This is a genomic window from Mesorhizobium sp. LCM 4577 (genome assembly GCF_001854795.2).
Lineage (GTDB): Bacteria > Pseudomonadota > Alphaproteobacteria > Rhizobiales > Rhizobiaceae > Mesorhizobium > Mesorhizobium plurifarium.
Genome location: NZ_MDDU01000001.1, coordinates 102712 through 127375, shown reverse-complemented (window position 1 = coordinate 127375; position 24664 = coordinate 102712). Strand labels below are relative to the sequence as shown.

General features: G+C 66.1%; 25 protein-coding genes and 1 tRNA gene. 15 read left to right on the top strand and 11 right to left on the bottom strand.

What is annotated here, in order from left to right; all coding sequences use genetic code 11:
* Window positions 1-234 precede the first annotated feature (234 nt).
* The 6 genes from LCM4577_RS00625 to hrcA all read right to left on the bottom strand — a co-directional run bounded on the left by LCM4577_RS00625 (window position 235) and on the right by hrcA (window position 6161).
* A complete protein-coding gene (locus LCM4577_RS00625; protein ID WP_071069027.1) occupies window positions 235-858 on the bottom strand; it encodes a glutathione S-transferase family protein in 624 nt (207 codons plus the stop codon).
* A gap of 387 nt (window positions 859-1245) precedes the next feature.
* Window positions 1246-2226: a cysteine synthase A gene (cysK, locus tag LCM4577_RS00620; protein WP_071069025.1), complete on the bottom strand. Its 981-nt coding sequence runs from the start codon at window positions 2224-2226 to the stop codon at window positions 1246-1248.
* A 233-nt stretch (window positions 2227-2459) separates the two neighbouring features.
* The gene (locus tag LCM4577_RS00615; protein WP_071069828.1) at window positions 2460-3077 is read right to left on the bottom strand and encodes a LysE family translocator; all 618 of its coding nucleotides are present in this window, start codon (window positions 3075-3077) and stop codon (window positions 2460-2462) included.
* 263 nt (window positions 3078-3340) lie between these two features.
* Window positions 3341-4681, bottom strand: a complete 1341-nt coding sequence (locus LCM4577_RS00610) for a sorbosone dehydrogenase family protein (RefSeq protein ID WP_071069023.1) — start codon at window positions 4679-4681, stop codon at window positions 3341-3343.
* Window positions 4682-4795: 114 nt separating this feature from the next.
* On the bottom strand, window positions 4796-4993 hold the full coding sequence (locus LCM4577_RS00605) for a hypothetical protein (RefSeq protein WP_040986394.1): 198 nt from the start codon (window positions 4991-4993) through the stop codon (window positions 4796-4798).
* A 70-nt stretch (window positions 4994-5063) separates the two neighbouring features.
* A complete protein-coding gene (hrcA, locus tag LCM4577_RS00600; RefSeq protein ID WP_040986392.1) occupies window positions 5064-6161 on the bottom strand; it encodes a heat-inducible transcriptional repressor HrcA in 1098 nt (365 codons plus the stop codon).
* Window positions 6162-6338: 177 nt separating this feature from the next.
* Between hrcA and rph the strand changes: the two genes are divergently transcribed.
* The 4 genes from rph to hemW all read left to right on the top strand — a co-directional run bounded on the left by rph (window position 6339) and on the right by hemW (window position 9481).
* The gene (gene rph / locus LCM4577_RS00595; RefSeq protein ID WP_027169620.1) at window positions 6339-7055 is read left to right on the top strand and encodes a ribonuclease PH; all 717 of its coding nucleotides are present in this window, start codon (window positions 6339-6341) and stop codon (window positions 7053-7055) included.
* 184 nt (window positions 7056-7239) lie between these two features.
* The gene (locus tag LCM4577_RS00590) at window positions 7240-7650 is read left to right on the top strand and encodes a VOC family protein (protein WP_040986388.1); all 411 of its coding nucleotides are present in this window, start codon (window positions 7240-7242) and stop codon (window positions 7648-7650) included.
* Window positions 7650-8312 carry an RdgB/HAM1 family non-canonical purine NTP pyrophosphatase gene (gene rdgB, locus LCM4577_RS00585; protein ID WP_071069021.1) on the top strand — a complete coding sequence of 221 codons (663 nt, stop codon included), beginning with the start codon at window positions 7650-7652 and terminating at the stop codon, window positions 8310-8312. Before LCM4577_RS00590 ends, rdgB begins: the two co-directional genes overlap by 1 nt.
* A complete protein-coding gene (gene hemW, locus LCM4577_RS00580) occupies window positions 8309-9481 on the top strand; it encodes a radical SAM family heme chaperone HemW (RefSeq protein WP_071069019.1) in 1173 nt (390 codons plus the stop codon). Before rdgB ends, hemW begins: the two co-directional genes overlap by 4 nt.
* 201 nt (window positions 9482-9682) lie before the next feature.
* Here hemW and LCM4577_RS00575 read toward each other — a convergent pair whose 3' ends face one another.
* Complete coding sequence (locus LCM4577_RS00575; protein WP_071032441.1) at window positions 9683-9871, bottom strand: hypothetical protein; 189 nt, start codon at window positions 9869-9871, stop codon at window positions 9683-9685.
* A 162-nt stretch (window positions 9872-10033) separates the two neighbouring features.
* Between LCM4577_RS00575 and rsmI the strand changes: the two genes are divergently transcribed.
* Together rsmI and LCM4577_RS00565 are read left to right on the top strand one after the other, a co-directional pair.
* Window positions 10034-10930 carry a 16S rRNA (cytidine(1402)-2'-O)-methyltransferase gene (rsmI, locus tag LCM4577_RS00570; protein ID WP_071069017.1) on the top strand — a complete coding sequence of 299 codons (897 nt, stop codon included), beginning with the start codon at window positions 10034-10036 and terminating at the stop codon, window positions 10928-10930.
* Entirely contained in the window at window positions 10923-11300 is a 378-nt protein-coding gene (locus LCM4577_RS00565; RefSeq protein ID WP_071032476.1) for a YraN family protein, read from the top strand. The genes rsmI and LCM4577_RS00565 overlap by 8 nt, the downstream gene beginning before the upstream one ends.
* Window positions 11301-11443: 143 nt before the next feature.
* Here the strand turns inward: LCM4577_RS00565 and LCM4577_RS00560 are convergent, their stop codons facing one another.
* The gene (locus tag LCM4577_RS00560; protein WP_071069015.1) at window positions 11444-12250 is read right to left on the bottom strand and encodes an undecaprenyl-diphosphate phosphatase; all 807 of its coding nucleotides are present in this window, start codon (window positions 12248-12250) and stop codon (window positions 11444-11446) included.
* 321 nt (window positions 12251-12571) lie between these two features.
* Here LCM4577_RS00560 and LCM4577_RS00555 point away from each other — a divergent pair, with 321 nt between their 5' ends.
* From LCM4577_RS00555 to LCM4577_RS00515, 9 genes are all read left to right on the top strand, one after another.
* A complete protein-coding gene (locus LCM4577_RS00555) occupies window positions 12572-13264 on the top strand; it encodes a glutathione S-transferase family protein (RefSeq protein WP_071069013.1) in 693 nt (230 codons plus the stop codon).
* The gene (gene queG, locus LCM4577_RS00550) at window positions 13245-14396 is read left to right on the top strand and encodes a tRNA epoxyqueuosine(34) reductase QueG (protein ID WP_071069011.1); all 1152 of its coding nucleotides are present in this window, start codon (window positions 13245-13247) and stop codon (window positions 14394-14396) included. Before LCM4577_RS00555 ends, queG begins: the two co-directional genes overlap by 20 nt.
* Before the next feature lie 13 nt (window positions 14397-14409).
* Window positions 14410-15312: an SDR family oxidoreductase gene (locus LCM4577_RS00545; RefSeq protein WP_041010043.1), complete on the top strand. Its 903-nt coding sequence runs from the start codon at window positions 14410-14412 to the stop codon at window positions 15310-15312.
* Window positions 15313-15459: 147 nt separating this feature from the next.
* A complete protein-coding gene (mepA, locus tag LCM4577_RS00540) occupies window positions 15460-16542 on the top strand; it encodes a penicillin-insensitive murein endopeptidase (RefSeq protein ID WP_071069010.1) in 1083 nt (360 codons plus the stop codon).
* A gap of 89 nt (window positions 16543-16631) precedes the next feature.
* The gene (locus tag LCM4577_RS00535) at window positions 16632-17651 is read left to right on the top strand and encodes a glucokinase (RefSeq protein WP_071069008.1); all 1020 of its coding nucleotides are present in this window, start codon (window positions 16632-16634) and stop codon (window positions 17649-17651) included.
* A gap of 130 nt (window positions 17652-17781) precedes the next feature.
* Entirely contained in the window at window positions 17782-19653 is a 1872-nt protein-coding gene (locus LCM4577_RS00530; protein ID WP_071069006.1) for an ABC transporter ATP-binding protein, read from the top strand.
* On the top strand, window positions 19650-20471 hold the full coding sequence (dapB, locus tag LCM4577_RS00525; RefSeq protein WP_071069004.1) for a 4-hydroxy-tetrahydrodipicolinate reductase: 822 nt from the start codon (window positions 19650-19652) through the stop codon (window positions 20469-20471). The genes LCM4577_RS00530 and dapB overlap by 4 nt, the downstream gene beginning before the upstream one ends.
* A gap of 78 nt (window positions 20472-20549) precedes the next feature.
* The gene (locus LCM4577_RS00520; RefSeq protein ID WP_041012346.1) at window positions 20550-21170 is read left to right on the top strand and encodes a 2,3-bisphosphoglycerate-dependent phosphoglycerate mutase; all 621 of its coding nucleotides are present in this window, start codon (window positions 20550-20552) and stop codon (window positions 21168-21170) included.
* A 313-nt stretch (window positions 21171-21483) separates the two neighbouring features.
* Window positions 21484-21568, top strand: a tRNA-Leu gene (locus LCM4577_RS00515).
* Between the two features lie 458 nt (window positions 21569-22026).
* On the opposite strand, the gene LCM4577_RS00510 is transcribed toward LCM4577_RS00515, so the two are convergent.
* The 3 genes from LCM4577_RS00510 to LCM4577_RS00500 all read right to left on the bottom strand — a co-directional run bounded on the left by LCM4577_RS00510 (window position 22027) and on the right by LCM4577_RS00500 (window position 24646).
* Window positions 22027-22203, bottom strand: coding sequence for a hypothetical protein (locus LCM4577_RS00510; RefSeq protein ID WP_116389944.1), 177 nt, complete (start codon window positions 22201-22203; stop codon window positions 22027-22029).
* Window positions 22204-22528: 325 nt separating this feature from the next.
* Window positions 22529-23377 carry an aspartate/glutamate racemase family protein gene (locus LCM4577_RS00505; protein ID WP_244508186.1) on the bottom strand — a complete coding sequence of 283 codons (849 nt, stop codon included), beginning with the start codon at window positions 23375-23377 and terminating at the stop codon, window positions 22529-22531.
* 27 nt (window positions 23378-23404) lie between these two features.
* Window positions 23405-24646, bottom strand: a complete 1242-nt coding sequence (locus tag LCM4577_RS00500; RefSeq protein ID WP_071069002.1) for a D-amino acid dehydrogenase — start codon at window positions 24644-24646, stop codon at window positions 23405-23407.
* Window positions 24647-24664: the final 18 nt, after the last annotated feature.

Here is a 24664-nt window from a genome sequence, read left to right as displayed (position 1 = left end):
CCTGGGCGAAGCAGCCGCGAAGCGGCGTCGCGGAGACCCTGGAATCCATTCCGTGACCTTGATCGAAGAGTGCAGCGGAGCAGAATTCTGGACCGCAGCAGCGCTCATAAGTCACGGAATAGATCCTCGGGTCTGCGCGCGTCGCTTCGCTCCTTGCTCCGCCCGTGGATGACGACGTGATGGGCGTTCCGCCCAATCTCCTAGGCGTGCCGCCCAGCCCAACCGCCGCGCACTCTAAGCCCACATCTCATGCGATGCGTTCAGCTTTTGCATCAGCTCATTCTCGCGCAGCCTCGCCCACAGGCGCTCGATGTTCGGCCAAGCGGCCCGCGCTTTCTCCACTTCGGGATGCCAGGCCACAAGCATCACGAGGTAGATGTCGGCGAGTGACAGCGTCTCGCCGGCCAACCAGTCGCGGCCGGCCAGAGCCCGGTCGAGAATGGCAAAACCGCGATCCATCTCGGCGAGCGCCGCCTGCTTCACCGGCCGCAGGCCTTCGCCATCGGCGGTGTAGCGGTGAGCGTAATAGAGCCGCAGCACCGCCGGGTAGAGCACCGACGACATGAAGGCCATCCAGCGCAGGAAATCGGCGCGGCCGGGCGAGCCCGCCTCCGGCGCGAGGCCGGCCTGTGGATGACGTTCGGCGAGCAGGATGCAGATTGCAGCGGATTCGGTCAGCGAATGGCCGTTGGGCAGCATCAGCGCCGGCACCTGGTTCAGCGGGCTGATGGCGAGAAAGGCCGGATCGGGCGGATCTTTCTTGGGCACATCGATCTGCTCGAAGGGCACGCCGGCCATGGCAAGCGCCGCCTCGACGACGAAGCCGCCGCTGCCCGGGCGCGTGTAGAGCTTGTACATGAAGTCCTCCCGCCGGCCGATTGGGCCGGCGGTGATATCAGCCGGAAGCGGCGCTTGGCTCAAGCCAGGCGGGGCCTGCCACAGGCGCTTTTTGAACAGTCCAGCCGCTCCGGAAGTACCGCTGGTCCGCAAACTCTAGAGATTAGCCGAGGCGTTCCCGCCTTCGTCATCCACGGGCGGAGCAAGGAGCGAAGCGACACGCGCAGACCCGAGGATCCATTCCGTGACGTCGAAGCGCAGCAAGGGTGCAGAATTCTGCCCCGCTGCACCCTTCGATCAAGGTCACGGAATGGATCCCAGGGTCTCCGCGACGCCGCTTCGCGGCTGCTCTGCCCAGGGATGACGACCGCGAGGGGCCGCTGAAGCCACCCTCCGAGGTATGCGCGCCTAAGCCCCCAGCCCGTCGAACAGGATGGTGGAGAGATAGCGCTCGGCGAAGGAGGGGATGACGACGACGAGGTTCTTGCCCTTGTTCTCCGGCCGCGAGCCGACGACGATGGCCGCCTGGAGCGCCGCGCCCGAGGAGATGCCGACCGGCACGCCTTCGAGGCGGGCGACGAGGCGGGCATTGGCGACCGAATCCTCGTTCGACACCCTGACGACCTCGTCATAGATCGAGGTGTCGAGGATTTTCGGCGCGAAGCCGGCGCCGATGCCCTGGATCTTGTGCGGGCCGGGCTGGCCGCCCGACAGCACCGGCGAGGCCTCCGGCTCGACCGCCACGACCTGCAGCGAAGGCTTGCGCTTCTTCAGCACCTGGCCGACGCCGGTGATGGTGCCGCCGGTGCCGATGGCGGAAACGAAGATGTCGACCTCGCCATTGGTATCGTTCCAGATCTCCTCGGCCGTGGTGCGGCGGTGGATTTCGGGATTGGCCGGATTCTCGAACTGCTGCGGGATGATGGCGTTGGGCAGCGTCGCGGCGAGCTCGTCGGCCTTGGCGATGGCGCCCTTCATGCCTTTCGGGCCTTCGGTCAGCACCAGCTCGGCGCCGAGYAGCGCCAGCATCTTGCGGCGCTCGACCGACATGGTCTCCGGCATGGTGAGGATGAGCTTGTAGCCCTTGGCAGCGGCGGCGAAGGCGAGCGCGATGCCGGTGTTGCCGGAGGTCGGCTCGATCAGCGTGGTCTTGCCGGGCGCGATCTTGCCGGCTTCCTCCAGCGCCTCGATCATGGCGACGCCGATACGGTCCTTGACCGAGGCGATGGGGTTGAAGAATTCGAGCTTGGCCAGGAGGTTGGCGACAATGCCCTTTTCCCTGGCGAACTTGTCCAGCCTGACAAGCGGCGTGTCGCCAATCGTCTCCGTGATCGAATTGTAGACGCGGCCGCGGCCGGGCACGCGCGCGGAGGTGACGGGCTTGTTCATTGGTTTCGCTCCCAGGGCAATGGTACAGGCTGACAGAATAAGGCTTTCAGCCGCGCAAGATAGGCCGAGGCTGGAAAATATCCGAGTGGGGCGGTTGCTCAAAAGCACCCGCGACCGGAAATGCATTTCCCGCCGCAGCGGGTTTCAGGAATGGTTTGGCTGAAATCAAAGCGATCACGCACCAAGGTGTGTTGAGATTCAGGTCAGGCCGGCCTCACCTGAATATCAATACCTTATTGGCGGGCCGCGATGGCGGCCGCCGCCCCCATCATGAAGCCGGCGGCGGTGCGGTTGAGAAGCTTCAGCGCGCGCGGCGATTTCAGGAACCAGCGCGCCTTGGCCGCCAGCGCCAGGTAGGGCACCAGCACCACGAACAGCACCACCACGGTGAGCATCGCGAGGATGGCGTAATCGGCAAGCGTGATCGTCTTCAGGTCGACGATGGTCGGCGTGATGGCGAGATAGAAGATCATCGTCTTCGGATTGCCAAGCGTCACCGTCAGCCCGGCGATGAAGCTCGACACCAGCCCGCCCTTGGCCTTCCGCGCCTCGACGGTTTCGGGCGTGATGCCGCTGGTCCAGAAGCGCCAGGCGAGGAAGGCGAGATAGGCGACGCCGGCCCATTTGATGGCAAGGAAGACCATGCCGAAGGTCTKGGCGACAAAGGCGAGCCCAAGCACGACGGCGGTGAGATAGGTGAGGTCGCCGAGCATCAGGCCGAACGACATGGCAAGCGAGGAGCGGAAGCCGGAGCCGAGCGCGCGGGCGACCAGCGCCGTGACGCCGGGGCCCGGAATGGCGGCGGCGACGCCGAGGGCTGCGCTGTAAGCGAGGAAGCCGGTGAGTGTCATGGTTGCAGCCCTGAGATAGGGACGCGCTTGTCGCACGAAATCGAACGGGAATGAATTCGCTAAGGTCGGATTCGTTTGCGCCAGCCCCCTCATCCGGCCGCTACGCGGCCACCTTCTCCCAAGGGGAGAAGAGGTTGGCGCCGGCGCTGGCCTGCTCCTCTCCCCTTGGGGAGAGGTCGGATTGCCCCGAATTGCCCTTCGCAATTCGGTTGGCAATCCGGGTGAGGGGGACCTGCGCGCAGGATCGAACGCCTGCCCACGGACTACCCTCCATATGTCACGCGCCAGATCGTGCCGTTGCCGTCCTCGGTCAGGATCAGCGCGCCGTCCTTGGCGACGGCGACGCCGACCGGCCGGCCCCAGACCTCGTCGTCCGACATGACGAAGCCGGTGGCGAAATCCTCATATTCGCCGGTCGGCTTGCCGTCCTTGAATTTCAGCCGCACCACCTTGTAGCCGGTGCGGACATTGCGGTTCCACGAACCGTGCAGCGCGACGAAGGCGTCGCCCCTATAATCAGCCGGAAAATTGCCGCCTTCGTAGAAGGCGATGTTGAGCGGCGCCGAATGCGCCTGCATCAGCACATCCGGAACCGTGACCTTGCCGGCGAGGTCGGGGCGCGCGCCCTCGTGGCGCGGGTCCTCGTTGTCGCCGATGTAATACCAGGGCCAGCCATAGAAGGCGCCGTCCTTCACCGCGGTCGCGTATTCGAAGGGGGTGTTGTCGCCAAGCTCGTCGCGCTCGTTGACGACGCACCAGAGCGCCCCTGTAGCCGGCTGCACGGTCATGCCGGAGCAGTTGCGCAGGCCGGTGGCGACCGTCCGGCGGTTCTTGCCGTCGGGATCGAAGGCCAGCACGTCGGCGCGGCCCTGTTCCGCGCCCCAGGCCTCGCCCAGCGGCTGCGATTTAGCCCATTCCTCGACACCGCCCTTCGGCCTGGCGCCCATATCCTCGGCGATGTTGGAGCCGGAGCCGACCGACAGATAGAGCGTCTTGCCGTCGGGCGAGAAGGCGATGTCGCGCGTCCAGTGGTGGCTGGCGGGGACCTTGGCCACGATGGTTTCCGGCTTGGCGGACGCTTCCAGGTCGCCGTCGCTATAGGGGAAGCGCACGACGCTGTTGCTGTTGGCGACATAGACCCATTGCGGCTTGTCGCCCGGCGGGTAGAAGGCGATGCCGTAAGGCCGGGTCAGGCCCTTGGCGAAGATCGATTCCTTCGCAGGCTTCGCGCTGCCTTCCGCGAGGCGATAGACGCGGACCTGGTTCGCCCGGCTGTCGGCGACGAAGAGGTCGCCATTCGGCGCCACGCGCACGACGCGGGGATTTTCGATGCCGGAAGCGATCAGCTCGGCGGAGAAGCCGGGCGGAAGCTTTGGCTTCGCATCCTCGGGGCGGTCGGTGACGCCGCCGCCATTGGAGGCGGACTCCGTCGCATCGGGTTTCGGCTGATCTTGCGGCTTCAGCAGCCGGCGCACGCCCGGGCGGTCGGCCTTCCAGTCGCCGAAGGCCTTTTCACCGCTGAGCAGAGGCTGATCGGCCTGCTGTGCAAAGGCGCCGGTGGCAAAAACCAGCGCGAGGCCCGCAAGGCCGGCGATCCGCATCATGCTGTTCTCCGTCGTCTGCTAACGCGCCCCACTCAATCAGGCGCCAGAGACAGGACATATTGGGCAAGCGCTCGAAAAGAGAAGCTTGCGCGCGCGGATTTGTCCGAGCGCCGCTCAGGCCTCCTCGGCATCCAGGTCGTCGTCGAGGCGCTTTTCCAGCTCGACGAGGTCCGCCGGCAAGGGCAGGCCCATGGCGCGCAGCTCCCGCAATTTCTCGCGCAGCTGCTCCTGGATCTCGTGCTCGTCCTCGGGCTGGTTGATCATTTCCTGAAGCAGGAGGTCGATCTGGGCCTTGATTGCTTCCAGCGCCATTTTTTCTCCTCCGCAGCCACCTTAGGTGTGTCGAGATTCAGTGAGGCCGGCCTCACCTGAATCTCGATACCTAGCGGAGCATGCGCGAAATCAGCTGCGCCGTATAGTCGACCATCGGCACGATGCGGGCGTAATTCAGGCGCGTCGGGCCGATGACGCCGAGCGCGCCGACGACGCGGGCGTCCTTGTCGCGATAGGGGGCGACGACCAGCGACGAGCCGGACAGCGAAAACAGCTTGTTCTCCGAGCCGATGAAGATGCGCACGCCCGGCCCTTCCTCGGCGAGGTCGAGGAGCTGCAGCAGGCCGTCCTGGGTTTCGAGATCCTCGAACAGATGGCGCAGCAATTCGAGATCGGCCTGGGCGGTGACGTTTTCGAGCAGGTTGGCGCGGCCGCGCACGATGAGGCGCGCCGGCAGGCCGCTTTCGGCGCCGGCCCAGACCGCGAGGCCCTTCTCGACCAGATCCTGCGACAAGGTGTCGAGCGCCGCGCGGGTCTCCTCCTTGATTCGGGCGATCTCGACGCGCGCCTCGGCCAAGGTGCGGCCGCGGATATGGGCGTTGAGGAAATTGGAGGCTTCGTGCAGTTGCGACACGGTGATGCCGGCCGGCAGGTCGATCACGCGGTTCTCGACGTCGCCGTTCTGCGACACCAGCACGGCAAGCGCCTTGGTGGGCTCGAGCTGGATGAATTCGATGTGCTTCAGCGCCACCTCGTTCTTGGAGGCAAGCACGAGGCCGGCGCCGCGCGACATGCCGGACAGCATCTGGCTGGCCTCCGTCAGCATATGCTCCAGCGTCGCGCCCGAGCCGGAGGCGCGCACCTGCGCCTCGATGGCGCGGCGCTCGTCGTCGGATAGATCGCCGAGCTCCATGAAGGCGTCGACGAAGAAACGCAGCCCGGTCTGGGTCGGCAGCCGCCCGGCGGAAACATGCGGCGCGTAGATCAGCCCCAGATGCTCGAGGTCGCTCATCACGTTGCGGATGGTGGCCGGCGACAGCGAGGAGGGCAGGATGCGCGACAGGCTGCGCGAGCCGACCGGCTCGCCGTCGCGCAAATAGGAATCGACGATCCGCCGGAAGATATCGCGCGAGCGCATGTCGAGTGACTGAAGTACGGGCGACTGAAGCCCGGGACCTTGGGACGTCGGATCGACTGGCTTGTTCATTCCGGCGAGAAACCTCCTGCCGAAAAGATATAGACTTAAGCCACAGCGGCGCAACCCAGTGCCGCTTTTGCGATCAGGGTCCCGTGTTTGCGGTTACCCGGCCGTTTTCCTTTGCGACTTGCCCCGCATGCGTCTACAAGCCGCCGACGAATCCGGGAAAGAACAGAAAGAGCCTCGATGCGCCCCTCCAAACGCCAAGCCGACGAAATGCGCGCCATCTCCTTCGAGCGCGGCGTGTCCAAGCATGCCGAAGGCTCGTGCCTGGTGAAGTTCGGCGACACGCATGTGCTTTGCACCGCGAGCCTTGAGGAAAAAGTGCCGGCCTGGATGCGCAATTCCGGCAAGGGCTGGGTGACGGCCGAATACGGCATGCTGCCGCGCTCGACCGGCGAGCGCATGCGGCGCGAGGCTTCCGCTGGCAAGCAGGGCGGCCGCACGCTGGAGATCCAGCGGCTGATCGGCCGGAGCTTGCGCGCCGTGGTCGACCTGCAGGCACTGGGYGAACAGCAGATCACCGTCGACTGCGACGTCATCCAGGCCGATGGTGGCACCCGCACCGCCTCGATCACCGGCGGCTGGGTGGCGCTGTACGACTGCCTGCGCTGGATGGAGGCGCGCCAGATGGTCAGCGTCGCCAAGGTGCTGAAGGACCATGTCGCGGCGATCTCCTGCGGCATCCATGACGGCCAGCCGGTCATCGACCTCGATTACCTCGAGGATTCCTCGGCCGGCACCGACGCCAATTTCGTCATGACCGGCAAGGGCGGCATCGTCGAGATCCAGGGCACCGCCGAGGGCGAGCCCTTCTCCGAGGAGCAGTTCGCGGCGCTGATGGGGCTGGCGAAGAAGGGCATTTCGCGGCTGGTGAGCCTGCAGCAGATGGCGGTGGCGTAGGGTTTCGGATGCCGAGCCTGGGCCCCCCTCTCTGGCCTGCCGGCCATCTCCCCCTCAAGGGGGGAGATCGGATGTCACGACGACTTTCGCCAATCGCCAAGGTTGCAGGAGAGGTGCCGGCGTTGCCGCAGCCAATCTCCCCCCTTGAGGGGGAGATGCCCGGCAGGGCAGAGAGGGGGGCCTCGTGACTCCCTCCGCAATCCTCGAATCCGCCCTCTACGTCACCGATCTCGCCGCCGCCGAAGCCTTCTACCGCGACATCATCGGCCTCCAGGCGCTCGGCAAGGTCGAAGGCCGCCACGTCTTCTTCCGCTGCGGCGACGGCGTATTGCTCCTCTTCAATGCCGAGGCGACCAAAATCCCGCCGGCGCCTGACGCCAGGCTGAAAGTGCCGCCGCACGGCACGGCCGGCGAGGGGCATCTTTGCTTTGCGGCAACCGCCGAAGAGATCGCTGCGTGGCGCAAGCATCTCGCAGCGAACAACGTCGCCATCGAAAGCGATTTCGAATGGCCGCAGGGCGGGCACTCGATCTATATCCGCGACCCGTCGGGCAATTCGATCGAGTTCGCCGAGCCGAGGATCTGGGGTTTCTGATGCATTCTTTGAACGGAAAAAAGATCGTCGTCGCGAGCCACAACGCGGGCAAGCTGCGCGAATTCGCCGACCTGATGGCGCCGTTCGGCTTCGAGGCGAAATCGGCCAAGGAATACGGCCTGCCCGAGCCGGACGAGACCGGCACGACCTTCGAGGAGAACGCCTATATCAAGGCCTATGCCGCCGCCAAGGCGACCGGCCTGCCGGCGCTGTCGGACGATTCCGGACTCTGCGTCGACGCGCTCGACGGCGCGCCGGGCGTCTACACCGCCAACTGGGCCGAAAAGCCGGACGGGTCACGCGATTTCGGCATGGCCATGCAAAAGACGGAGACCGCGCTGCGGGAAGCTGGCGCGACCGAGCCTTTACAGCGCACCGGCCGGTTCGTCGCCGTCATCTGCCTGGCATTTCCGGATGGCGAGGCGGAATATTATCGCGGCGAGGCCGAAGGCAGGCTGGTGTGGCCACCGCGCGGCACGCTCGGCTTCGGCTACGATCCGGTCTTTTTGCCCAACGGCTTCGACAAGACTTTTGGCGAGATGAGCGCGGAAGAAAAGCATGGCTGGAAGCCCGGCCAGGCGACGGCGCTTTCGCACCGCGCCCGCGCCTTCCAGAAATTCGCCGAGGCACGCCTCGACTTGGCCAGACTAGGATCGGCATGAGCGCGGTGACGATACCGCTCGACCGCAGCCCCGGCTTCGGCGTCTATATTCATTGGCCGTTCTGCGCGGCCAAGTGTCCTTACTGCGACTTCAACAGCCATGTCCGCCACCAGCCGGTCGACCAGGAGCGTTTTGCCCGCGCCTTCGAGACCGAGCTCAAAACCATGCGCGACCGCACCGGGCCGCGCGAGGCGACCAGCATCTTCCTCGGCGGCGGCACGCCGTCGCTGATGAAGCCTGAAACCGTCGGCGCCGTGCTGGACGCGGTGGCGAGGAACTGGACGGTGCCGGCCGGCATCGAGGTGACGCTGGAGGCCAATCCGTCCTCGGTCGAGGCCGAGCGCTTCCGCGGTTATCGCGCCGCCGGCGTCAACCGTGTCTCGCTCGGCGTGCAGGCGCTGAACGACAAGGACCTGCGCTTCCTCGGCCGGCTGCACAATGTCGAGGAGGCGCTGCACGCCATCGGCCTCGCGCGCGAGATTTTTCCGCGCCTTTCCTTCGACCTGATCTACGCGCGGCCCGGCCAGACGCCGGAGGCGTGGGGCGCGGAGCTGGAGCAGGCGATCGGCTATGCCGTCGACCACCTGTCGCTCTACCAGCTCACCATCGAGGAGGGCACGCCCTTCCACGCGCTTTACGCGGCGAGGAAATTCACGCTGCCCGACAACGACCATGCCGCCGATCTTTACGCGCTGACGCAGGAGGTGACGGCGGCGCACGGCCTGCCGGCCTATGAGATTTCCAACCACGCGCGGCCGGGCGCCGAGAGCCGGCACAACCTCACCTATTGGCGCTACGGCGAATATATCGGGGTCGGGCCCGGCGCGCATGGCCGTTTCGTCGAGAACGGCCGCCGCACGGTGACAATAGCGGAAAGGATGCCGGAGACCTGGGCCAACCTGGTCGAGGCCAAGGGCCATGGCGTCACCGGCGGCGAGGTGCTGACCCGCGCCGAAGAAGCCGACGAGTTCCTGCTGATGGGCTTGCGGCTCGCCGAAGGCATCGACCTGCAGCGCTACGAGGCGCTGTCGGGGCGCGGCCTTTCGAGCGCGCGGCTTTCGGTGCTGCAGGAGGAGGGGCTGGTGGCGCCGGTCGGCAATGCAAGGCTGCGCGCCACGACGGCAGGGATGATCGTGCTCGATGCGGTGGTCGCGGATCTGGCAAGGTAACTCGCGCGTTCGTCATTCTCGGGCTCGACTCGAGAATCCATGCCGTGACTTCGGCCGTACGGTGCAGCGGAGCAGAATTCTGCACCGTGAGCGACGTTTCAATGTAACGGCATGGATCCTAGGGTCTACGCTGCGTCGCTTCGCTCCTTGCTTCGCCCTAGGATGACGAAGCGAGAGCCGTCAGCGCTCATGTGCGACACTCTAAGCGTCGTGCTTCTGACGGTGCTTGCTGCGCTGCTTTTCGCCATGAGCCTCGCCGTCGCGGACCTGCTTCTGGTCGGCCTTGTCGCGGCGGGCGCCGTTCTGGTCGGCAATCGGGTGTGGAGGGATGCCCTCGCGGGCGGTCTTGCTTTCAAGTCGGCCGATGAAAATATCGAAGCGATTGGGCATCGTTCGGTCCTGCCTCCTCCCGGGGAATCAGGGGTTAAATTCGCCGTTGCCGGTTTCGTTCCGCACTGTGGCGAAGGCAAGGCGATTTCCTCAGTCCGGCCTCACGTTTTGCAACGGGGCGTCAGCCATGCGAAACAGGATGGACCACAAGGGGGGCAACCGGTGACCGGCGACAGACGCAGCTATCTGATCGGACAGACCGAGATCGCGACGCGGCCGCTCGCGCCGGCTCTCTATCTGGTGGCGACGCCGATCGGCAATCTGGCCGACATCACCTTGCGCGCGCTGGAGACGCTGGCCGCCGCCGACATCGTCGCCTGCGAGGACACCCGCGTGTCGCGCGTGCTGCTCGAGCGCTATGGCATCCGACGGCGCACCACCGCCTATCACGAGCACAATGCCCAAGAAGCCGGGCCGAAACTGATCGAGGCGCTGACGGCCGGGCAGAGCGTGGCGCTGATCTCGGACGCCGGCACGCCGCTGGTTTCCGACCCCGGCTACCGGCTGGTCGGCGAGGCGCTGGAGCAGGGCATCCGTGTCGTGCCGATCCCCGGACCGTCGGCGGCGCTGGCGGCACTGACCGCTTCAGGCCTGCCCTCCGACGCCTTCCTGTTCGCGGGCTTCCTGCCGGTGAAGACCGGGCAGCGGCTGGCCAAGCTGGAGACGTTCAAGGCGGTGCCGGCGACGCTGATCTTCTTCGAATCGCCCAGACGGCTGGCCGAGACGCTTGCCGCCATGGTCGAGGCGCTGGGCGGCGCCCGGAAAGCCGCGATCGGGCGCGAGCTGACCAAGGCCTTCGAGGAGATGCGCACCGGAACGTTGGCCAAGTTGGCCGACCATTACGCCGCGGCCGACACGCCGAAGGGCGAGATCGTCATCTGCGTCGGCCCGCCAGAGGCGGGAAAGGATGAGCCGGCCGACATCGACCGGCTGCTTTTGTCGCTCGCGGCAGAGATGCCGGCTTCGAAGGCGGCGGCGGAAGCCGCGAAAATGATCGGTGGGCAGAAACAGGCGCTTTACCGGCGGCTGATCGAGCTCAAGGCAGATGGCGATGGCTGAGCGTTCGATCGGCCATCGCCGAAAGGCCTATCGGCGCGGCCATCGCGGCGAGTGGCTGGCGGCGCTGGCGCTGATGCTGAAGGGTTACCGCATCCTTGCCCGCCGCCATCGAACGAGGCTCGGCGAGATCGACCTGATCGCCCGGCGCGGCGACCTCGTGCTGTTCGTCGAGGTCAAGGCGCGGCGCACGCTTATCGAGGCGATGGAGGCGATCGGCCGTGAATCGGAACGCCGCATCGAGGGCGCCGCCGATCTGTGGCTGTCGCGCCAGCCGGATTACGGGAAGCTCTCGATGCGTTTCGACATGGTGGCGGTGCTGCCCTGGCGCTGGCCGGTGCATGTCAAGAACGCGTTTTATGGAAGGAATTGAGCGGGCTTACCCTCCCCCTTGTGGGGAGGGTCGGTGAGCAAGCGACGCGAAGCGTCGGTGGCGAACCGGGGCGGGGGTACGGCGCGGCCCCCACCCCGATCCGCTTTGCGGATCGACCCTCCCCACGAGGGGGAGGGTAAGGTTCACCCCCAAACCATCAGCCCCGCCAGCCCCACAATCCCCACCACCAGGCGCCACCAGCCGAACAGCGCGTAGCCTTTGCGCGAAACGTAATCGAGCAGGAAGCGCACGACGATCAGCGCGGCGACGAAGGCGGCGATGAAGCCGACGGAAATGATCGGCAGGTCGGCCGAGGTCAGCACGTTGCGGTTCTTGAAGAGATCGAAGGCGAAGGCGCCGACCATGGTGGGCATGGCGAGGAAAAAGGAGAACTCGGCCGCCGCGCGCTTGTCGACGCCCATCAGCAGCGCGCCGACGATTGTCGAGCCGGAGCGCGAGGTGCCGGGGATCAGCGACAGGCACTGGAACAGGCCGATCCTGAGATAAACGCTCAACGGGAAGCGCTCGACGTCGTGATGCACCGGCTTGAAGTTGATGCGGTCGACGACGAGCAGCACCACGCCGCCGACGATCAGCATGCTGCAGATCAGTTTTGGCGATTCGAACAGATAGTTTTTGATGAAGTCATGACCCACCGCGCCGATGACCGCCGCCGGCAGGAAGGCGATCAGGATGCCGATGACGAAATGCCTGGTCTGCGGGTCGCTGGGCAGCTTGATCAGCATCTGCCAGAGCTTGCCGAAATAGACACTCAAAATGGCCAGGATCGCGCCGAGCTGGATCAGGATCTCGAAGGCCTTGCCGGTGGAGCGGAAGCCAAGGAAATGGCCGGCAAGCAGGATGTGGCCGGTCGAGGACACCGGGATGAACTCGGTCAACCCCTCCAAAAGCCCAAGCAGCAGTGCTTCGACGATGGTCTGGCTTTCCATGGCAACCTCTGCTTTTGGGTGACGGCTAAGGGAAGGGCTTGCTTGTCATGGGGCGGAAGTGCCCCTATAGGTCGCAACACCATGACAGTCCCTGGAATCGGGCGGCCAAGACTTACCGGCGCCGTTAACGATTCGCCAGTGTGGCAATCCGGAATTCGCCGTGCCTCGGAGCAGCGCAATGTGCGAATTCCGGATTCTGAGCCACACCGTCAACTTCAAGTTCTAGTGTGGTTTTGGATTTGAAGTTCCTGGACGCTGATGCCATTGAGGGTACAGGAACTTCAAATCCACCACACTAGTGCGCCCTATCATCGCGGAACCATGCTGACGCTTTTCCATCATCCCATGTTCGCCACCTGCCGGTTCGTGCGCCTCGCCTTCGGCGAGTATGGCGAGGAGCTGGCGCTGATCGAGGAAAAGCCGTGGACCCGGCGCAAGGAGTTCCTGGCGCTGAACCCGGCCGGCACCCTGCCGATCCTGCTCGCCGAAGGCGACGTGCCGATCGTCGGCGCCATGGTGATCGCCGAATATCTCGACGAGACGCGCGGGGTGCTGAAGCGCGACAAGAGGCTGTTCGCCGAGGACCCGATGCAGCGCGCCGAAATCCGCCGGCTGACCGACTGGTATCTGGCGAAGGCCGAAAGCGAGGTGACCCGCCACCTCGTGCGCGAGCGCGTGCTGAAGCCGTTGATGCCGGAAACCGCCGGCGGCGGCTCGCCCGATTCGGCGGCGATCCGCGCCGCGCGCGCCAACATCCGCCAGCACATGAAATACACCAACTGGCTTGCAGGCACGCGCCATTGGCTGGCCGGCAACAAGGTGACCTATGCCGACCTCGCCGCGGCGGCGACGCTTTCGGTGCTCGATTATCTCGGCGAGATCGATTGGCGCGAACACGGCGCCGCGCGCGAATGGTACACGCGGGTGAAATCACGGCCGTCGTTCCGGCCGCTGCTCTCCGACCGGGTGCGCGGCCTGTCGCCGGTATCGCATTATGCGGACCTCGACTTCTGAAAACCTGCGCGCGCTGATCGACGCCGAGGCGCGCCGCGCCGGCTTCGAGGCGGTCGCCGTGACCMGCCCGGATGCGATCCCGCTGGCGCCCGCTCGCTTGGCCGAATTCGTCGCCGACGGTTTCCACGGCTCGATGGCGTGGATAGCCGAGACGGTTCAGCGCCGGGCCGAGCCCTCGACGCTGTGGCCGGAGGTGCGCTCGATCGTCGTGCTGGCGATGAATTACGGCCCGGACCGCGATCCGCGCGATATCCTCGCAAAGTCCGACCGCGGCGCGATCTCGGTCTATGCGCAGAACCGCGACTATCACGACGTGATGAAGGGCCGGCTGAAGGAGATCGCCGGCAAGATCGTGGCGAAGGCGGGCGGCGACGTAAAAGTGTTCGTCGACACCGCGCCGGTGATGGAAAAGCCGCTGGCGGAAGCCGCCGGGCTCGGCTGGCAGGGCAAGCACACCAACCTGGTCAGCCGCGCGCATGGCTCGTGGCTGTTCCTCGGCACGATCTTCACCACGGCCGAGCTGGAGCCGGACCAGGCCGAGATCGACCATTGCGGTTCCTGCCGCGCCTGCCTCGACGCCTGCCCGACGAATGCTTTCCCGGCGCCTTACCGGCTCGATGCGCGGCGCTGCATCTCCTATCTCACCATCGAGAACAAGGGGCCGATCCCGCGCGAATTCCGCGAAAAGATCGGCAACCGCATCTATGGCTGCGACGATTGCCTGGCGGCGTGTCCCTGGAACAAGTTCGCCACCGCGGCATCCGAGGCGAAGCTTGCCGCGCGCGCCGAATTGCGCGAGCCGCCACTGTCGGAGCTGCTGGCGCTCGACGACGCGGCATTCCGCGCCTTCTTCTCGGGCTCGCCGGTCAAGCGCATCGGCCGCGACCGTTTCATCCGTAACGTGCTGATTGCCGCCGGCAATTCGGGCGATGCTTCGCTGACGCCGGCGGTGCGCGGACTGCTCGGAGACGGCTCGCCGCTGGTCAGGGGTGCGGCAATCTGGGCCCTGTCGCGACTGCTCTCCGGCCGCGAATTTGGCGACCTTGCCGCCAAGACGTCGAAGACCGAAAAGGATGCCATGGTCCTGGACGAATGGCTGGCGGCGGCGGCAAATCCGGCGAAGGCCGATTGATGGGGGTTCATCGATGAGCGAAAGACGCTTCTTCATCTTCGGCGCCGGCTACTCGGCCAAGGCTTTCGCGCGGGCCAACGCCCAACATACGCCGGTCTCCGGCACGACCCGGGCGCCGGAAAAGTTCGAGGCTCTGCGATCGGCCGGCATCGAGCCGCTGCAATTCGACCGCGAGTTGTCGCCCGCGCTCGGCGACGCGCTCGCCAGGACCACGCATCTCATCGTCTCGGTCGCTCCCGACGACGCTGGCGATCCGGTGCTCAACGCCGCCGGCGCAACGATCCGGGCAAACATGCCGGCGCTCGAGTGGATCGGCTACCTCTCCACCGTCGGCGTCTATGGCGACCATGGCGGCGCCTGGGTGGACGAGACCGGCGACTGCCGGCCGGTTTCGAAGCGCTCGGTGATGCGGGTGGCGGCCGAGCAGCAATGGCTGGCGCTTGGCCGCGAGATCGGCAAGCCCGTCGCGACCCTGCGTCTGTCCGGCATATACGGGCCCGGCCGCAACGCGCTGGTCAATCTCGCGGACGGCACCGCAAGGCGGCTGGTCAAGCCGGGGCAGGTGTTCAACCGCATCCATTGCGACGACATCGCCGGGGCGCTCTGGCATCTCGCCGACAACAATCTCGGCGGGATCTTCAACGTCACCGACGACGAGCCAGCGCCGCCACAGGATGTCGTCGCCTATGCCGCTGGGCTGATGGGTGTCGAGCCGCCGCCTGAAATTCCCTTCGAGACCGCCCAACTTTCGCCCATGGCGCGGTCTTTCTATGGCGAGAACAAGCGCGTCGCGAATCAGGCGATCAAGGCGGCCGGCTACAGCTTTCGGTTTCCCAACTACCGGGTGGCGCTGGAGCGGATGTGGGCCGAGGGCAACTGGCGGGACGGAGAGCCGCGCAGCCCGATGCGAGGATGATGCCGAAAAGTGTGAAGCGGTTTTCGGACGATATCATCCTTCTTGATCTAGCGCTGATGATCGATGCGGGATACGCGGCGTGGTATGATTCGTTCCCTATCGGGTTCGCCTGACCATGCGGCAAAGACTGGAGAGGGACCCAGCCTGATGAATTTGCGATCGCTGCCTGACCGCAAGCCGTTCCTCACCGCCGCGCTGGCGCTGGTCGCGCTCGCCGGGCTGGCGGCGGCCGCCATTTCGGCCGAACCCCGCGCGAAGGAGCTGTTCGGCGCCCGAAAACTGCCGGCGGTCGCGCCCGCGCAATCCTTCGGCTTCTACTCGAAAGGCTGCTTCACCGGAGGCGTGGCGCTGCCGATGGACGGGCCGACCTGGGAAGTGATGCGCCCGTCGCGCAACCGCCGCTGGGGCCATCCGGCGATGATCGCGCTCATCGAAAAGTTGTCGCGCGACGCCCAGGCGGATGGCTGGCCGGGGCTTCTGGTCGGCGATGTCTCGCAACCGCGCGGCGGACCGATGATGACCGGCCACGCCTCGCACCAGATCGGGCTCGACGCCGACATCTGGCTGACGCCGATGCCGAAGCGGCCGCTGACCATGGCGCAGCGCGAGACCATGAGCGCGACGCTAATGGTCAATGAGAAGACGCATCTGGTGAAGGACGCTCTGTGGACGCCGGCGCACACCAGGTTGCTCAAGCGCGCGGCGAGCTATCCGGAGGTCGAGCGCATCCTGGTCAATCCCGGCATCAAGAAGAAGCTCTGCGACACCGTCACCGGCGACCGCTCCTGGCTGCGCAAGGTCCGGCCGTTCTGGGGCCATGACTATCATTTCCACATGCGCATCGGCTGCCAGCCGGGCTCGCCCGGTTGCAAGGGGCAGGAGGCGACGCCCCCGGATGACGGCTGCGGCAAGCCGCTGGCCTGGTGGTTCACCGAGGAGCCGTGGCGGCCGAACAAGAACCCGGACGCCCCCAAGGCGCGCGACCTGATGACGATGGCCAATCTGCCCAAGCAGTGCCAGGACGTGCTCGATGCGCCGGACGCGCCGTCGCTGGAGGCGGTGACCTATCATGGCGGAAGCGCCGCCGCTGTGGCCGTGGCCGAACCTGAGCCGAGCGAGCCGGCACAAACCATCTCCAGCGGCAACGCCGCCATGCCGGCGGCGGCGAGCGCCTTCGCGCCGACGCCCAAGATCGGCATCCCGCTGCCAAGGCCGAGACCGGGGAACTGACGCCAAGCGGGCTTCCCCTTTGTGGGGTCATGCGCTAGTCAATCGATTGAAACGGCGCGATTGGCGCCGCAACGAGGACGATCAAGAGCATGGCAGGCGAAGACGAGAAGGGGCTGCGGTTTCCGGTCCTGATCGGCGACATTGGCGGCACCAATGCGCGCTTCTCGATCGTGCTCGACGCCAATTCGGAGGCGACCGAGCCGCATATCGTCCAGACCGCGAATTTCAAGACCATCGACGAGGCGATCCAGGCGGCGGTGCTCGACCGCTCGTCGATCCAGCCGAATTCTGCGGTGCTGGCGATTGCCGGGCCGGTCGACGGCGACGAGATCCCGCTCACCAACTGCCCCTGGGTGGTGAAGCCCCGGCAGATGTTCGCTAATCTGGGCCTGAGCGAGGTCGTCGTGCTCAACGATTTCGAGGCGCAGGCGCTTGCCGTGGTGGCGCTCGGCGAAGAGCATATGGAAAAGATCGGCGGCGGCACGCCGGAACCCAATGCGAGCCGCGTCGTGCTCGGCCCCGGCACGGGTCTTGGCGTCGCCGGGCTGATCTATGCGCTCAACCACTGGATCCCGGTGCCGGGCGAGGGCGGGCATATGGATATCGGCCCGCGCACGCCGCGCGACTTCGAAGTCTTCCCGCATATCGACAAGCTCGAAGGGCGCATCTCCGGCGAGCAGATCCTGTGCGGGCGCGGACTGGTCAATGTCTATCGCGCCGTGGCGAGGGCCGACGGCAAGCCGGCGCCCTTCGCGACGCCGGCCGAGATCACCGGCGCTGCGCTCGCCAAAACCGACGCGGTGGCCGAAGAGGCGTTGGCGCTGTTCGTCACCTGCCTCGGCCGCACCGCGGGCGACCTCGCGCTGGTGTTCATGGGCCGCGGCGGCGTGTTCCTCACCGGCGGCATCGCGCAAAAGATCGTGCCGGCGCTGAAGGAGGGCAATTTCCGCGCCGCCTTCGAGGACAAGGCGCCGCACAGCGCGCTGATGCGCGAAATGCCGGTCTATGTCATCACCCATCCGCTGGCGGCGCTGCTCGGGCTCGCCGCCTATGCCAGGACACCGTCGCTGTTCGGCGTCAACACGGCGGGGCGGCACTGGCGGACCTGATCCCGCCCGGATTCGGGCTGGCGATCGGCCGGCGCGACGAAGTTTCGCCATAGGCAAGCCGTAGCCGGGGCGCTAAGAGGGGTGCCGAGAGGCAGCCCTGTCCGACGAAAACCCACGAAGCGCCCCTGATTTGACCGTTCAAACTTCACTCAAACTGAAAGTCCAGCCCACCGAGGTCAGCGCGGTGCTCCGCCGTATCCTGGCGGAAAACGGCAAGGAATACCGCTGGACCTATGTCGTTGCCGTCGCCTGCCTGCTGATCGTTTCGGGCACCACCGCCTTCACGGCGTGGATCATGGCGCCGATGATCAACCAGATCTTCTACGAACGGCGCAGCGACATGATCGTCTGGATCTGCGCCGGTTTCATGGGCGCCTCGCTGCTGCGCGGCTTCGCCGGCTACGGCCAGGCGGTGTCGTTGGCCAGGATCGGCAACAATCTGGTCGCCCGCTATCAGAAGCGCAGCTTCGACCATCTGATGAAGCTCGGCGTCGATTTCTTCAACGAGACCCGTTCCGGCCGGCTGGCGGCTCAGGTGAACGAGAATGTCGGCGGCATCCGCGACCTGCTGTCGCTGACGCTGACCTCCATCAGCCGTGATGCGGTCTCGCTCGTCGCCCTCGTCGGCGTGATGATCTACCAGGATCCGGTGCTGTCGCTCAGCTCGCTGCTGATCGGGCCGCCGCTGATCTGGGCCGTCGTCTACATCACTCRCCGCCTGCGCAAGATCAACCGGGAATCCGTGCTGATCAACTCGCGGCTGAACGGGTCGGTGCAGGAGGCCACGCAAGGCATCGCCATCGTCAAGGCCTTCACCCTGGAGGACGAGCTGGCGCGCCGCATCGGCATCATGGCCGACACGGCCGAGCAGCGTAACAACAAGATCGCCCGCGTCGCGGAGCGGCTGTCGCCGATTTCCGAGATCCTGGGCGGCCTCGCCATCACCGCCGTGCTCGCCTATTCCGGCTACCGGGCGCTGGTGCTTGGGCAGCCGCCGGGCGCGGTGTTTTCCTTCATCACCGCGCTGATCCTGGCCTACGACCCGGCGCGGCGCCTGGCGCGCACCCAGGTCGGCATGGAGCGCGCCCTGGTCAACGCGCGTATGATCTACGAGCTGCTCGACCTCGAGCCGAAGCAGGGCGACGCCCCAGACGCGGTCGAGGCGAAGGTCACCACCGGCGAGGTGCGCTTCAACAATGTGACCTTCGGCTACAACGCCGACACGCCGGTGCTGAGGGATCTGAGCTTTACCGCCGCGGCCGGCAAGGTCACGGCCGTCGTCGGAGCTTCGGGCGCCGGCAAGTCGACGATGGTGGCGCTGCTGCAGCGCTTTTACGACGTCGACAAGGGCTCGATCGAGGTCGATGGCCAGGATATCGCCAAGGTGACCAAGCATTCGCTGCGCCAATCGATCGCCTATGTGGCGCAGGCGCCCTATCTGTTCGAAGGCACGATCCGCGACAACATCCGCTACGGCCGGCTCTCGGCCACCGACGCCGAGATCGAGCAGGCGGCGAAACAGGCGGCGGCCGACGAGTTCATCCGCCAGCAGCCGGAAGGCTACGACACGCCGGTCGGCGAAGGCGGCTCGACCCTTTCCGGCGGCCAGCGCCAGCGCGTGTCGATCGCGCGCGCCATCGTTCGCCAGGCGCCGATCCTCCTGCTCGACGAGGCGACCTCGGCGCTCGACAACGAGGCGGAAGCGCGTGTGCAGGAAGCGCTGAGCCATGTGATGGAAGGGCGCACGACGATCGTGATCGCGCACCGGCTCTCGACGGTGGTCAATGCCGACCACATCATCGTGCTGGAAGAGGGGCGGCTGGTCGAGGAAGGCACGCATGCGACGCTGATGGCCGACCCGCACAGCCTCTATGCCCGCTTCCACCGCATTCAGGGCAAGAAGGGGCTGGGGCTTGTCGACGACGTCAAGGCAAGCCAGACTTCGGCCCAAACTCCGGCGCCGCGCAGCCGCGCCAAGAAGACCGTCAGGAGAAGCGCATGAGTGTATCAGRCGATATGGGCCTGGTGGTGGTGGGCGCCGCAGGCCGCATGGGCCAGACGCTGATCCGCGCCATCCACACCATGCCCGGCGCGCGCGTCGCCGCCGCGATCGAACGGCCGGACTCCCCGCATCTCGGCAAGGATGCCGGCGAGCTCGCCGGCATCGGCACCATCAACGTGCCGATCGTCGACGACCCGCTGCCGGCCTTCGCCAAGGCCGATGGCGTGCTCGATTTCACCGCGCCGGCGGCAAGCGTCGAATTCGCCGGCTATGCCGCGCAGGCGCGCATCGTCCATGTCATCGGCACCACCGGCTGCTCGGCCGAGGACGATGCGAAGATCGCCGCCGCCGCGCGCCATGCGACCATCGTCAAATCCGGCAATATGAGCCTCGGCGTCAACCTCTTGGCGGTGCTGGTCGAGCAGGCGGCGAAGGCGCTCGACCCGGAGGATTTCGACATCGAGATCCTGGAAATGCACCACCGCCACAAGGTCGACGCGCCGTCCGGCACGGCGCTGCTGCTCGGCGAGGCGGCGGCCAAGGGCCGCGGCATCGATCTTGCCGACAACAGCGTCAAGGTGCGCGACGGCCATACCGGCGTGCGCAAGGCGGGCTCCATCGGCTTCGCCACGCTGCGCGGCGGCTCCGTCGTCGGTGACCACAGCGTGATCCTTGCCGGCACCGGCGAGCGCATCACGCTGTCCCATCATGCCGAGGACCGGGCGATCTTCGCGCGCGGCGCGGTGAAGGCCGCGCTCTGGGCACGCGGCAAGAAACCGGGCCTTTATTCCATGCGGGATGTGCTCGGACTCTCCTGACACAAGCCTGAAGCATTTCGTTCTTACGCAGTTCCGGACTGAAATCGTTGGAATTGCCCAAACCCCAAAGGAGCTGACATGTCGGGAACTCTCGTGCTCGTGCGCCACGGCCAGAGCGAATGGAACCTGAAGAACCTGTTCACCGGCTGGCGCGACGTCGGCCTGACCGAGCAGGGCACGGCGGAAGCGCTCGCGGCCGGCGAAAAGCTCAAGGCGCGCGGCCTGAAATTCGACATCGCCTACACCTCGGCCCTGCAGCGGGCGCAGAAGACCTGCCAGCTGATCCTCGACGTCGTCGGCCAGAGCGATCTCAAGACGATCCGCGACCAGGCGCTCAACGAGCGCGACTATGGCGACCTCTCCGGCCTCAACAAGGACGACGCGCGCAAGAAATGGGGCGAGGAGCAGGTGCATATCTGGCGCCGCTCCTACGACATCGCGCCGCCCGGCGGCGAAAGCCTGAAGGACACCGGCGCGCGCGTGTGGCCCTATTACCTGCATGACGTGCAGCCGCATGTGCTGCGCGGAGAGACGGTGCTGGTCGCCGCGCACGGCAATTCGCTGCGCGCGCTGATCATGGCGCTGGACGGCAAGAGCGGCGAGGAGATCGTCAAGCTCGAGCTCGGCACCGGCGTGCCGATCGTCTACAAGCTCAACGCCGATTCGACAGTGGCGTCGAAAGAGGTGTTGGAGGGGTGAGGAGCAGCTTCCTTCTCCCCGTCACTATACGGGGAGAAGGTGCCCGAAGGGCGGATGAGGGGCAACTCCGGCTTCGGCGACTAACTCCTCCGTGCTCCAAGCGAGAGCCGGAACCCCACCCGATCAGCGTCGGCGCCGCCCCTCACCTGCCTGCCGGCATCCTCTCCCCGTATAGTGACGGGGAGAGGGAAGCTCCCGCCGCCGGTTTCGCCAATCGCTGGCGTCGCAGGAAGAGCAATGACGGGCAGCGCCAAGGTCGACAAAAAAAGCGCGTTGACACATATCGTTTGCCCGCTTACTAGAGCGCCCACCAGCCCAGATGGCGGAATTGGTAGACGCGCACGGTTCAGGTCCGTGTTCCGCAAGGAGTGGAGGTTCGAGTCCTCTTCTGGGCACCATCTCATCCCGACTGCCAACGGGATCGATAAGATAAGCCTTCTCGATTCATTGTGTTCGCCGACCTTTTTGGCGATCGGTTGGCTATGCGCCTTCCCCCTGGTTGTCTTCGCTGATCCGCAAGCTGGCTCCCCGAAGCGGGAGACCGAGGCGGAACGCAACGCGTTGCGATCCGAAATTGCCTCGGTCCGTGCTGTAGAACAGCGTGCGGGAACGGAGCTCCGGCAACCGGGACCATCCGGCGGTCGCGCTGGCGGCAAGGCCCCGCCCCCTGAAGGCTTTCACCGTCACCAGCCCGAGTTCGGCGCCGGCGTCCGCCAACCGAGCCGCAAAGGCGATGGAAGCGACCTCCCAGCACAGCTTAACGGTTCGACGACGCGGGTCCAGCGTCGACCCTGATGTTCGCACGATCCCGCTTTTGAAAGCGCCTATCGGATGAGGTCGCCTGTCAGCCGTCCCGCTATTTCACCGAACTCGTCACGGTCGGATCGACGGCGTCGGGCACGGATTTGCGCTCATTGCCGGCGAAGATGCCGATGAGCAGCAGGCTGAGCACGACCGGCACAAACAGGATGGCAACGCGCGCCTGCACGTAGAAGATGGCACGCCATTCGTTTCGCTTTTCGTCGTTCATCATGCTTCGCTCTGTGGTGCCTCCCGGCGAGGGGACATAGAGACGAAGCGTTAAACATCTCCTTCCGATTCGGTTAACGAGGGACGATCTGCTGTAATCGCATAGGGCAGCGCAGCCCCCTCTCCGTCCGCTTCGCGGACACCTCTCCCCACTTTGTGGGGGCGAGGAAACGCTAATCGTCGACGGCGCGCCCTTCGCAAGCCTGGGTTCCTCGCCCCGCCAGGGGCGGGGAGAGGTGGCTCGGCGAAGCCGAGACGGAGAGGGGAGCGGCCTTTGCGATTAACCGCTGGATGCGCTTCCTATCCCCCTGAAAGTCCGCCCCCGCCGATCAAACAGCCGGCAGCGCGAACAGCCTCCCACCGGCCGGCACGACGTCGTCGATGCCGGCGAGGCGCAGGCAGTGCCAGGCCATGGCGTGGTTGGAGGAGGTGACGGGAATGCCGATGCGCCGCTCCAGCTCCGCTACCGCTTCGGCAACGCGCAGGCTGGTGCAGGAGATGAAGATCGCTTCCACGCCTGGCACTTGCGCCATGCGCTCCGCCGCCGCCTCGATCGAAGCGAGCGAGATGCGGGCCGCCTCGCGGTCGTCGCGCCGGTCGAAGGTGGCGACGGCGGCGATGTCGAGGCCACGGCCGCTAAAATAGCGGACCAGGCCCTGGTTGATCTCCGGCGCATAGGGCGTGAGCAGGCCGATGCCTTTGGCGCCCAATGCCTTGAAGGCGGCCAGGGCGCCGGTGACCGGCGTGGTGCAGGCGACGCCCGGCCGCGCCTTCCTGATCTCGGCGAACACAGCCTCCTCGCCGAGCGTCATGGTGGCCGAGGTGCAGCCGAAGCCGACGACGTCTAGCGGGATCGAGGGCAGGATGAGATCGACGGTGGGCGCGATGCGCGGCCCCATGGCGCGTAGCGTCTCCGGCGTGATGTCGYTGTCGTTGAACAGACGCGCCTCGTAGAAGGCGACGCCCGGAATGCGCACCAGCGCCCGGAATTCATGCTCCAGCGTCTGGTCGGTGGCAAGGATGGCAAGCCCGATCGCCGCGCGCGAGGCGAGGCCGCCGTCGATCTCGGATGGCAGCACGCCCAAGTCGACAGGCTTGGGGTCAACCGGTCCCGAAGATTGAGGGCGGGTGGCAGCCGCGCTGACAGACATGGCATTCCCTTTCATGGTCGATTTCATGGGTCGATCCCCTCCGGGATCATGCTCTCAGTTCAAAAGACCGTCCATCGAGATCGCCGGCTTGCGGCCGGCGATGAGGTCGGCGGTGATGCGGGCGGAACCATGCGACATGGTCCAGCCGATATGGCCGTGCCCGGTGTTGAGGTAGAGATTGCGCAAACGCCGCTGGCCGAACTCGGGGAGATTGTTGGGAGTCATGGGCCGCAGACCCGCCCACATCTCGGTGCGGTCATAATCGGCGCCTTCGGGATAGAGCTCCTCGGTCACGCCCTTCATGAAGGCAAAATCGGCCGGCTTGTGGCTGGTGTCGTAGCCGGCGAACTCCGCCGTGGCGGTGACGCGGACACGGTCGCCGAAGCGCGAGATGGCGACCAGATTGTGCTCATCGACCGAAGCAACTGTCGGCGGCGCCGGGCGGTTGCCGACAGGAATGGTCAGCGAATAGCCCTTGATCGGGTAGATCGGCAGGCTGATGCCGACCGTCTTGGCGACCAGCGGGCTGTAGGAGCCGAGCGCCAGCACATAGGCGTCGCCCTTGACCGCGCCCTTGTCGGTCAGCACCTGGGCGACGCCGTCGCCTGATGTCTCGATACGGATAATGGTCGTGCCGGTTCGGATCTCGCCGCCGCGCTCGACAACCTTGGCGGCGAGCGCGCGGGTGAATTTCGCCGGGTCGCCGGTCTCGTCGGTCGGGCAATGGATGCCGCCGGCGATTTTTTCTTTTGCCGAAGCCAGTGACGGGTCGAGCGCGACGATGGCGTCGCGGTCGAGCACCTTGATCAGCTGTCCGTCGGATTCGAGCAGCCGCATATGCTCGACGCCTTTGTCGAGCGCCTGCTGGCTGCGATAGAAATAGAGGATGCCGCGATCGTTGCGGTCGTATTCGATCGCCTCGTCGGCGATGACCTCTTGCAGGACCGATTGCGAGTAGACGGCGAGACGATGCTTGAGCAGCGTGTTGCGCCTCGCCTTCTCGGCCGTGCATTCCATCAGGAACAGCCACGACCAGCCGTAGAGCCTCGGATCGGCCGAGAGTTTGAAGCGCAGCGCCTGGTCTTTCAGCACCAGCGATTTCAACAGGATCATCGGCGCCCTGGGCGAGGACCAGACGAAGGAATGCCCCGGCGCGATCATGCCGGCATTGCCCCAGCTGGTCTCGGCGGCGACTTGTTGCTGCCVCTCGAGGATGACAACCTCGTGCCCGTCCTTCTGCAGCTGATAGGCCGTGGTGACGCCGACCACGCCGCCACCCAACACGATCACGCGCATGGCGCCTCCGGGGATCGC